This window comes from uncultured Veillonella sp. (genome assembly GCF_938010505.1).
In the GTDB taxonomy this organism is placed as follows: Bacteria; Bacillota; Negativicutes; order Veillonellales; family Veillonellaceae; genus Veillonella.
Window position 1 is genome coordinate 1 of the sequence record NZ_CALLVP010000117.1, and the last position, 8396, is coordinate 8396.

An 8396-nucleotide genomic window follows, 5' to 3' on the forward strand; every position below is an offset into this window, starting at 1 on the left:
ATCCATGTGTTTAGGCTAGTAAATAATATGTGTCCAGGAAAATGGGTACATATCATAACCTAAAGGGCTTTCTAAATTGTGGCGGAGAGGGTGGGATTCGAACCCACGGCCCCTTGCGGAGTCACTGGTTTTCAAGACCAGCTCCTTAAACCACTCGGACACCTCTCCATAACGGTACTATTATATCAGATTGGTCTAATAATAAGCAATAACGTAATACATAAGCAAGCAAAAAAGCTGACTTACAGCCAGCTTTTTCATTTGTATTTAACATTTGGTATTGCCCTAATCTATTAGTTATTTGTCATATATTTTAGAATAGATCTTTTTTCCACATGCCTATGATAGCAATGATGGAACACACCACGGAAATGCCTACTACTTCGTAGAATCCATTCGGATCATCCTGGAACGGCAACGCCACATTCGTTCCCCACAGGCTGAATATAATTGTCGGCACCGCCAAAGTAATCGTAAGGGCCGCCAACATTTTCATCACCATATTGAGGTTATTTGAGATAATGGATGTGAAGGCATTCATCATATTCATCAAGATATTTGAGTACATTTCAACCATCTCGATGGCCTGTTTATTTTCGATGATAACGTCTTCTAAAAGGTCCTCATCCTCTTCGTACATTTTAAGCAAATGTCTATAAGTACTGTGTCCACGCAAGCGCAATAGACGTTCCATAACGGTACCATTCGTGCGCAACGCAGAGGTAAAGTATGTCATGGATTTCTGTAATTCCAATAGTTGGAAGAAGTCTTTATTCTTCGTCGTATGACGCAACTGAACTTCGATATCGTCGGTACGGCGGTTAATTTGTTGCAAGTAACGTAAGAACAATGTCGCTGTACGGTACAAGATTTGGAACAAGAACCGCGTCTTTTTATACGTATAGAACGTAGACAGTTGGTTTGAAATGAACGGATACAACACCTCGGATTCTTCAAGACATACAGTAATAAAGAAGTCAGGCGTCAAAAAGATACCGAGTGGCACCGTATCGTACATATCATTACCACGAATCGCAGGAATGTTGATAACCACAAAAATATAGTTGTCCTCTAACTCCACGTGAGAACGTTCTTCCATATCGAGGGCGGTCTTTAAAACGTCCGTTGGAATTTCCGTCAATATATTGATGAGGGACAACTCATCGGGGTCTGGGTTCACCAAATTTACCCAAGAACCTTTTGTGGCATCTGATACAGTGCAGTCTGAAACTAACTCTTCTTCTATGTGTTTGTACACCGTGATCATGCTATCCCTCCTTCCAACGAACATATAGTAATCATCTAATAAATTATATACTATTTTATAGCTATTATTCAATTCAATTGTGAAAGTTTTGTTTATGTAGTATATACATAAACCGCTTTATGTCTATTAACAATACACAATTGTATTTTAAAAGTATCTCAAAACTATCCTTATATCAAATCTACCAAAAAATCTAGCGAACAGATAGATTAATAAGACTACTAAACTAAAAAATCTACCAAAAGATTAAACCACTAAAACTTACAGTGAGTAAGTATGCAAACAAATAATCAACAATATATCATTAGGTTAAAGCTTATAAAAATAACCTCTATACTAGCTTATCGCTAATATAGAGGTTATTTGTTTTATCCTACTCTGTCAAATCAGAATCATGTCATTTGTTATATTTCTGCATTGATCTATAAGATTACTTTCACCAAATTAACGGCGTAAGATACGAATAGAGTTCAAAATACAAAGAATGGATACGCCAGTATCACCAAATACCGCCCACCACATGGATGCATAGCCCATAAGGCCTAGTGCCATGATAAGAATTTTAACGGCAATAGCGAATACTACATTTTGCCATGCTACGCGCAAAGTCGCTTTGGACAAGTCAAGGATATGTGCAATAGCAGTCAAGGATGGACGCATAAATACAACGTCTGCCGCTTCGATAGCCGCATCAGCACCGCTACCCATCGCACCACCTACGTCAGCACCAGCAAGCACTGGTGCATCGTTGATGCCGTCGCCTACGAACATAGTTGGACCATATTCGGAGCGAATATCTTGTACAACGGACAATTTATCTTGTGGCAATAATTGAGCACGAACGGCACTTACCCCAGTTTCTTTGGCAATATAATTAGCACTTGCTTCAGCATCACCTGTAAGCATAACAGTTTTAATATCTTGACCATTAAGATCAGCGATAGCCGCTGCGGAGTCTGGACGAGCTTCATCGGCGATGATGATACGACCAAGGTATACATTACCTTCTGCTACTAATACTTCTGTGCCGTATTCAGTAGCTTCTGTTGGGTAGCCTTGAACAGCATAGCGTTCCATGAGACGACGGTTACCAACGAGGACTTGTTGACCATCAACGGTGCCCACCATACCTTCACCGGCTAATTCTTGAACAAAGTCAGACGCTTCTACTACAATACCTTGTGCCTTTGCTTCGGAAACGATGCTTGTTGCGATTGGATGCGTAGATACTGCTTCAATAGCTGAAGCCATGGATAGCAATTGAGCATTGCTCACATGGGAGCCTACAGTTTCTACGTTTTGTACTTTAAATTCACCAGATGTGATGGTACCAGTTTTGTCGAGAGCTACTGCTTTCACATTAGCCAAAGCCTCGATAACACGACCACCTTTAAGCAAAATACCATTTTTAGAAGCATTGCCGATACCGGAGAAGAATGCGAGTGGCACGCTAAGTACCAATGCACATGGACAGGAAATAACGAGGAATGTTAAAGCTGTGTAGATCCATTTATGCCATTCCCCTGTGATAAGGGATGGGATGATAGCTACAGCCAATGCAAGAGCTACAACAATTGGTGTGTACACGCGAGCAAAACGCGTAATGAAGCGGTCGATTTTTGGTTTAGAAGATGCTGCGTTTTCAACGGCATCTAGGATTTTTGTAACCATAGATTCTTCAAGAACCTTATCAACGCGCATCGTAATGCGACCAGATTCGTTGATACAACCAGACATGAGTTGTGTGCCAGGTACAGCGCGAACAGGTACAGGTTCACCTGTTACAGGAGCTGTATTAACACGTGTTTCACCTTCTAAAACAGTACCGTCTAACGGGATTAAATCGCCAGGACGAACTTCAATAGTACTGCCTACCTCAACCTTTTCAGGAGCCATAACTACGATTTCACCGCCACAGCATGTATCCACAACACGTACCTCTTGTGGACGCATATCAACAGCATTCATGATTTCTGTACGGCTGCGATCAGTCGCTTTATGTTCAAAGAATTCACCAATACGGTAGAACAAGATAACGCCTACGGCCTCAGGCAATGCATCAATAGCGATAGCGCCCAATGTAGCGATGGACATCAAGAAGTTTTCGTCAAATACTTGGCCTTTTAAGATATTGCGACCTGCGATGCGCAATACTGGGAACGCAAGTAAGATATAGGCAATATAGTAAATTGGAGTTTCGATAGACTCTGGCATGCCAATGGACGGCACAACTGTAGTCAACGCTTCGTAAGCCATGAACAATAGGCCTGCTACGATAACTACAATTGTTACTGCCTCACTGCCATGATCGTGGTCATGACCGTGTTCATCTACAGACGCTTTAGATTTACGCTCATAATCTGCCACTGTAACGCCCTCTTCGATGGAATCGCAAATATCTTGAATATCGCGTTTAAGCACTTCACGGTCACCCCAAGTGCCAGTCAAACGTAATTGATGTGTGGCCACTGTGAAGTTAGCGGATTCAATACCTTCCATTTTGCGGATGCGATCTTCAATTTTTGCTGCGCAATTTGCACAGTTTAAATCCTTCAGCAATAATGTTTCTTCCATGATATCTCCTTTGATAATAGTGAAAGTTTCTATCCTGCATTGTAAGTTAATTTATTGTCTATGTCCAATACTTATTAGACATATCTTGTTCCATATCTTTTTAGATATGTTCCTAAACATTTTTCATCAGATATTTTATTTATATGAATATCTGTTCATATGTTTATATTATATTGAAAGAGATTAAATGTCAATACAAAATTATATTCACTATATATCAAATTTTATTTACTTTAGATCTAACTATATTCACCTTATATCAAATTTCGTTCTACCAGGAATCTATGTGCTACATCAGCTGGCAATTGATGTTCCGTTTCAACGGCGTAATTCATCTTCGCCATCTCTTGATTTGTAATCGTATGATTCAAACTTTCTAATACAGGTCGCAGTTCAGGATGAGCGATCAACACTTCACTACGCACCACATTACCAGACATATAGGATGGATATAAATGTTTATCATCTTGTAACACCGTAATCGGTGCAATACTTAATTGACCATCAGTCGTGAATATCGGCATCACATCCACCTCACCGCGACTAATAGCAGTATATTTTAGACCTATATCCATATCTTTAGTCGCTTTAAAATTCATACCATATACTCGTTGTAATCCAGGATAGCCATCCTCACGGCCAAAGAAATCATATTCCCCTCCTAATGTTAGGGCTGGTGCTATACGAGCAAGATCAGAATACGTTTTTACGCCATAACTCTGAGCGATTTCATTACGCACCCCTATGCCATAGGTATTATTAAAACCGTACATGCCGACCCACTCAAAATTATATTTCTCTTTATAGGCCTGTGAAAGCTCATTAAATAGACTTTCATCATACGCATCCGTACGTTTCAGCACAGCAGACCAAGCTGTACCAGTATATTCAGGATATATATCAAATTGGCCGGAAAGCATAGCTGGTTGAATATTTGATGTACCACCACCTACACCTTCTGTAACCTCTACGGTTAAATCAGTCTTCTTCTCGATTAATTCTTTTAAAACATTCCCCAAAATAAGCTGTTCCGTCATAGGTTTCGTTGCAATATGAATAACATCGGTCTTCACATGACGGCAATACATGGCCCAGCCACCTATACCCATCGCAATTATCGTCATAATCGAAACAAATATAATCGTATAACGCTTCATATGAGGGCTAATACGCGTTACCCTTTCACCTAAAGAAAAGAGCGCATCAACAGTAATGGCTAATAGTGCAATCAGTAGACTACCGGCAATCGTCAAAGCACTTTGATTTGTTGTAATGCCCCTATAAATCGCCACACCTAAGCCGCCAGCACCAATAAAGGATGCAATACCTGTCAAGGCAATGGTCATAACGAGCATAGTCCGTATACCAGCCATAATCGTCGGCATAGCCAAGGGAATCTCTATATTCCACAAACGTTGAATCCGCGTGAGTCCTAATGCAATCCCCGCTTCACACATGGCTTTATCAATCTGGTTAAGACCAGTAAATGTATTTCGTACCATTGGTAATAAAGCATATATAACCAATGCAATAATAGCCGTCGTATTACCAACACCCGATACATACAACAAAAGGCCTAACATCGATATAGATGGAATCGTATATAGGAAATTAACCCCTACCATAACTGGCGTAGCTAGCCGTTTATATTCATATATAAATACACCCAATAATCCACCGATGATGGTAGCAATAACAGAAGCTAATACTGAAATTTCTATATGCTCCCATAATAACTGGAGAAAAAAATCATAGCGATTGATAAGTAATGATATGACATCATGCATTACATACACCGCCTTTCTAAGTTAAGAAATAAAAAACTATATAGGTATACTACAGCTAACCGAATTCAAGAATTTATTATCAAGCTATAATAACCCATAATATCATTGTATACCTAATTATTCCTTAACTCTAGTCTATTTACCATACACAGCAAAAGCCGTTATTTATATTTATATTTATATTTACCTATCATACATATTCAGCTCTTTAATATGTCTAAAAGAAATAACAGTCCCTTGTACAGAGAGAATTTGTAATTGCTCACTAATCATATCAACCGCACCTATAAGTTCCGTATATTTTCGTTTGTTATAGTAAACAATTCGTACCCACTCCCCACAACGTACAGATTGTAAAACTGTATTTAACTCATCTATTTGATCCTCTGATAACTCTGCCCGATCTTCTTTCGGCCTTGCTACAGCGGTTAATAAAGTTTCAAAACCCCTCAATGCCGCAAAGGGCATAAATTGTTTTGCTCGCTGTAAACGAGACATTCGATGTTTCATTAATTTATACCTTCCTTTACGCGACTAATGTATTTCCAATGTATCCATTATAATATCTATTCCCCATTATGACCGCCTACCAAGGTGTTTCTAAAGCGCATGGTTCCTTCCTCTTGTAAGCTCGATGCACGCAAAATAGAATTCTTACCAAACTGTTCCTTAATGGATAGCATAGCCTCTTGTACCTGTCGTTCCTTTTCCTCTGCATTTGTAGTAAGAGTGCTAAATAGGTCCACCTCTTGAGGTATGGCGGATCGATTGACTAAATTTTCAAAGCTGATTCCTATGCGGCGGATAAGCTCATTTTTATGGCAATGCTGCTCATATAATTTAATAACTGCAGCCGTCAACGTTTGTAGAGAATCTGTGTACTGCTTAAGCTTTTTAGAACCCCCTGTAGAGCGCATCCTTTCATCAGCATAGCCGATATGGACATGAATGTGATTCGTGACCCCTTTGATTTGTAAAAGCTCTAACACCAAGGACTCTACCATTTCGCGCATAGGCACGTATACCTCTTCATAGGTATAATTACGCAACAAAATCTGACTGTGCGAGATAGAGTGCTTAATAGGTCGATACGCATGGATATCCGCAATCGTACAAGGCTCACGGCCCCAAGCATGATCGATTATGAGCTCTGCATTAACGCCGAACTCCTTATACAACTTCGCCTCAGGCACTAAGGTAACTCCATGCAAATCATAGGCACCATATTTATGTAGTCGATTAGCTATGCCCTTACCAATCTGCCATATATCGGTCAAGGGCTGGTGATACCAGATTTTCTCTTTAAATAAGCTTTCATCAAGATAGCCTATAAAATCAGGCGCATGTTTCGCCAAAATATCGAGGGCAATCTTGGCGAGAAACAGATTCGTTCCAATCCCAACGGTAGCATAAATCTTCGTTGCCGCTAGCACCGCATCGAGCAACATCTGCGCCAACTGACGAGGCGTCTTTTTATATAGTGGTAAATAGGGCGTGATATCGATGAAATACTCGTCGATAGAGTACACATGTACATCCTCAGGCGCCACATACTTGAGCAAGGTTCCATAAATCTCAGCAGACACCTGCATATACCGCTTCATATGTGGCTTCACCGTCAAATACTCAATATGCGGTGGAATCTGAAATAATCGACTGCGATTTTTAACACCTAACTTTTTTAAGGCAGGAGAAATAGCCAACGTAATAGCCCCCTTGCCACGAGAACCATCGGCCACCACCAGAGGTGTTGTAAACGGATCCAGTCCCAAATCGGCGCATTCTACAGACGCATAAAAACACTTCAAATCAATGCACATATACAACCGATCCGTATCAGCTGACCCCATACAAACACCTCCCTGAACCGCTAAAGAACTGGCTTTTACAAAAATTAAGAACACAAGAATTTGTATGACTAGTATAACAAAAATTCACAGTATTTTCAAACATATGTTTGTTATTATAAAAGTAAATTTTGAACATAAAAAATCCCAAGCCTTAACTATATAGTTAGGACTCAGGATAAAATATATCTATTTTAAAGAGAAAAACGAACACCTTGTGATTTAAACCTTTTTGGATTTTCCACTAGCTGCTTATAAATATCAAGTGCCTTTGATGTTTCTAAACTTTTAATCGGTTGTAAGATCATCTTATTGCCGTAATACTGCTGCTGTAACTCATTAAACTTATTTATACTTTCGATATCTTGTGGATTTAAATAATATACATGAATGATATTATTCTTCTGGTTGATGGTCAAATAAATATTATCTCCTATCGCATAAATTTCATCATCAATAATAATCATAGAGCTACCTTTATTAATAAGATATACATTATATGCTTTATCAAAAATAGTGTTATGTCTACTCTCTACTACATATCGATATTGCAAATCATGAAATAACCATCCTCCACCGATGAGGAAAAATAAACCAAATATAACTAATAATCCACTTGATAATTGTAGTAAACTCCTAAAAAACTCAGCTATTACTTTCATAATCTCTTTTTCCCAACAATACAATGAAAACTATCTAGTTCAATTATATATTGATGGGACTTATTTTGCTAACGTAATACAAAAAGAGCACCACCTATCGAGGGGCGACTTACGTGTCGTTTGGAGCCACGAGATAGGTGGTGCTTTTTTGTAACTAAGTTGTCGAAATAAAATTGGGCCCCATCAATATATAAGAACTAACTAATAGTTTTCATTATTGTTCCGGCCCTAGGTCTCGGAATTCTACGTCTCTAAATTG

General features: G+C 39.1%; 6 protein-coding genes and 1 tRNA gene. All 7 read right to left on the minus strand.

What is annotated here, in order from left to right; all coding sequences use genetic code 11:
- Positions 1 to 79: 79 nt before the first annotated feature.
- Positions 80 to 168, minus strand: a tRNA-Ser gene (locus tag Q0507_RS07290).
- Between the two features lie 145 nt (positions 169 to 313).
- Positions 314 to 1267, minus strand: coding sequence for a magnesium transporter CorA family protein (locus tag Q0507_RS07295; RefSeq protein WP_004694714.1), 954 nt, complete (start codon positions 1265 to 1267; stop codon positions 314 to 316).
- Between the two features lie 444 nt (positions 1268 to 1711).
- A complete protein-coding gene (locus Q0507_RS07300; RefSeq protein ID WP_298714524.1) occupies positions 1712 to 3841 on the minus strand; it encodes a cation-translocating P-type ATPase in 2130 nt (709 codons plus the stop codon).
- A gap of 254 nt (positions 3842 to 4095) precedes the next feature.
- A complete protein-coding gene (locus tag Q0507_RS07305) occupies positions 4096 to 5628 on the minus strand; it encodes a glycine betaine ABC transporter substrate-binding protein (protein ID WP_298714527.1) in 1533 nt (510 codons plus the stop codon).
- A gap of 183 nt (positions 5629 to 5811) precedes the next feature.
- Entirely contained in the window at positions 5812 to 6138 is a 327-nt protein-coding gene (locus Q0507_RS07310) for a YolD-like family protein (protein WP_298714530.1), read from the minus strand.
- Positions 6139 to 6194: 56 nt separating this feature from the next.
- Positions 6195 to 7478, minus strand: a complete 1284-nt coding sequence (locus Q0507_RS07315) for a DNA repair protein (protein ID WP_298714533.1) — start codon at positions 7476 to 7478, stop codon at positions 6195 to 6197.
- A gap of 191 nt (positions 7479 to 7669) precedes the next feature.
- A complete protein-coding gene (locus Q0507_RS07320; RefSeq protein ID WP_298714536.1) occupies positions 7670 to 8137 on the minus strand; it encodes a hypothetical protein in 468 nt (155 codons plus the stop codon).
- Positions 8138 to 8396: the final 259 nt, after the last annotated feature.

Bases quoted from the DNA above. Each gene is read 5' to 3' on its own strand.
- Q0507_RS07310 (WP_298714530.1), bottom strand. From the start codon at position 6,138: ATGAAACATCGAATGTCTCGTTTACAGCGAGCAAAACAATTTATGCCC.
- Q0507_RS07295 (WP_004694714.1), bottom strand. From the start codon at position 1,267: ATGATCACGGTGTACAAACACATAGAAGAAGAGTTAGTTTCAGACTGC.
- Q0507_RS07305 (WP_298714527.1), bottom strand. From the start codon at position 5,628: ATGCATGATGTCATATCATTACTTATCAATCGCTATGATTTTTTTCTC.
- Q0507_RS07315 (WP_298714533.1), bottom strand. From the start codon at position 7,478: ATGGGGTCAGCTGATACGGATCGGTTGTATATGTGCATTGATTTGAAG.
- Q0507_RS07320 (WP_298714536.1), bottom strand. From the start codon at position 8,137: ATGAAAGTAATAGCTGAGTTTTTTAGGAGTTTACTACAATTATCAAGT.
- Q0507_RS07300 (WP_298714524.1), bottom strand. From the start codon at position 3,841: ATGGAAGAAACATTATTGCTGAAGGATTTAAACTGTGCAAATTGCGCA.